Here is a 2078-nt window from a genome sequence, read left to right on the forward strand (position 1 = left end):
TAGTTATGCTTGCAAGTTTTTCTAGTGTTGTAAGTGCTGAAAACGAGTCTCTTGATTGTAAGAATGCGATGAATACACTTGAGATTAATCAGTGTGCAAGTATGGCTTTAGATTCAGCTCAAGCGGAACTAACAAAATATCTTGAAGCGAGTTTTGAGCATAATGCGAATGATCCTGATTTGGTCAGTGCAATCCAAGTGGCTCAGAAAGATTGGCAAAGTTACATGTCTTCTCATTGCAATTCGGTATATACACAATGGCGGGATGGTTCAATTCGTGGTGTTTTGGCGATATCTTGCAAAACGCAGTTAACGAGACAGAGAACACATGAAATCTGGAAGAATTTCTTAACCTATATGGATAGCACGGCGCCGGTTTTGCCAGAGCCCAGTATGGAATGAATCGTCAAGCACGCACATAACAAACGCCTCAAGAGGGACTGTCAACGCGTGGCGTTTCCAGTCCCATTGAGCCGAGGTGGTTACGGTTGTTGTGTTTAAGTTTAGTGGTAATGCGTTGTCAGCCCCTTAGGCGGGCGTTATAACGCGGGAGAGTTATGAGTACAAAAGATCTATCTAAAATGGGCTCGGCACGAGTCTCTATTGAAGGATTTGGTAGTTCCCTTTGTATCCATAAGCAAAATGCTTCTGATGTAGAGGTGAATTTTTACCAACACGCAGCTTCAAAGCTCAAGGGCGTGAATGTTCCCAAACTTTATAAGGTACAAAATAAGGATCTCTTTATTGAGCTTATTCCAAATCGAGTGACATTAAAGGAATTGCAAACCAGTTCGAACGTATTTGAGCAGTTGGCTAGTATTCATTGTTCAAAATATAAACCTTGTTTTAGTACCAAAGAGCATCATTGGTCAGCTATTTCAACAGAGTCAGCTCTTGAGGCCTTAAGCCTTCCTCGCTCTTCTCAAAGTACGATAGTATCAATACAAGCTTTGTCTCAGGTTCTATTTGAGCATTCATGCTTAATTTCGGGCGATACAAATGATGGAAATTGGGGCATCAGACAAAATGGTGAATTGGTGCTGTTTGACTGGGAGCGTTTTGGTTATGGTAGCCCAGCAATTGATTTGGCTCCCTTAGTACAAGGTTTGGGCTCTATTGATGAGTACGCTTCGATTATCGAGCGATACACCCAACACAATTCATCATTTACATCGGATGAGTTAACGAAGCATTTGGTTATTGCAAAGTGTTGGATAGTTATTGAGGTAGTTAACATACTGATAAGTCGTAATAAACCTGAAGCAGCAACATATATAGACTGGTATCAAAAGAATGTACCTGCTTGGTTAGGTGCGGTAGAAAATGCGTTATAACAAACGCTTTAAGACGGATTCGCAACGCGTGGCACTTTCATCATGCGTTAACTTCAGTGATTTCGGTGGTGTGCAGAAATATCGCATTGCGTTGCTCACCACTTAAGCGGGCGTTATGGCGCAAGGTGAAAAATGGATACTATCGTTGATTTAGTTAGAAAAGATCCCGTTCGATTTGAAGCACTGGAATGTGTTTACCAGCTTGAATTGCCTCAGTGCTACATAGCCGCAGGTTTTGTGCGAAACCTTGTCTGGGACTTTTTACATCGCAACGTAAAGCCGACGCCATTAAACGATATTGATGTCATTTTCTTCGATGCTGATTGTGTCGATTCAGATTATGAAAAATCACTTGAACTCAAGTTATCGGAGCAAATGCCCCAGATCAATTGGCAAGTGAAAAATCAAGCCAAGATGCACTTACAAAATGGCGACGATCCTTACCAAAGCACATTGGATGCCATGAGCTATTGGCCTGAAAAAGAAACGGCGGTAGCAGTGAGAAAAGTCGAGCACGATCATTATGAATGTATATCAGCCTTTGGTTTCGAGAGTTTATTTCAAGGTTTAATCACACATAATCCTAAACGAGCATATGGAACCTTCGAAAATCGAGTAAAGTCAAAGGGTTGGCTAGTTATATGGCCTAACTTGAGAATTGCGCCATAACAAACGCTTCAAGAGGGACAGCCAACGCGCGGCATTTTTACTATGCGTTGGTTTTTGTGGTTACGGTGTTATGCGG

3 protein-coding genes are annotated in these 2078 nt (G+C 41.8%); all 3 read left to right on the plus strand.

The genetic code is table 11. The features are described from left to right. The first annotated feature begins 5 nt into the window (after nucleotides 1-5). On the plus strand, nucleotides 6-401 hold the full coding sequence (locus tag AACR75_RS03700; protein ID WP_047691686.1) for a lysozyme inhibitor LprI family protein: 396 nt from the start codon (nucleotides 6-8) through the stop codon (nucleotides 399-401). 155 nt (nucleotides 402-556) lie between these two features. Beyond that, nucleotides 557-1333 (plus strand): phosphotransferase family protein, encoded by a 777-nt coding sequence (locus AACR75_RS03705; RefSeq protein WP_047691679.1) that lies wholly within the window; start codon nucleotides 557-559, stop codon nucleotides 1331-1333. 132 nt (nucleotides 1334-1465) lie between these two features. Continuing rightward, a complete protein-coding gene (locus AACR75_RS03715; protein WP_047691683.1) occupies nucleotides 1466-2002 on the plus strand; it encodes a nucleotidyltransferase family protein in 537 nt (178 codons plus the stop codon). Nucleotides 2003-2078 lie beyond the last annotated feature (76 nt).

Source organism: Vibrio sp. ZOR0018, assembly GCF_963865925.1.
GTDB classification, from domain to species: Bacteria; Pseudomonadota; Gammaproteobacteria; order Enterobacterales; family Vibrionaceae; genus Vibrio; species Vibrio anguillarum.

Coding starts and splice junctions, on each gene's coding strand:
- AACR75_RS03705 (WP_047691679.1), top strand. CDS start 557: ATGAGTACAAAAGATCTATCTAAAATGGGCTCGGCACGAGTCTCTATT.
- AACR75_RS03715 (WP_047691683.1), top strand. CDS start 1,466: ATGGATACTATCGTTGATTTAGTTAGAAAAGATCCCGTTCGATTTGAA.
- AACR75_RS03700 (WP_047691686.1), top strand. CDS start 6: ATGCTTGCAAGTTTTTCTAGTGTTGTAAGTGCTGAAAACGAGTCTCTT.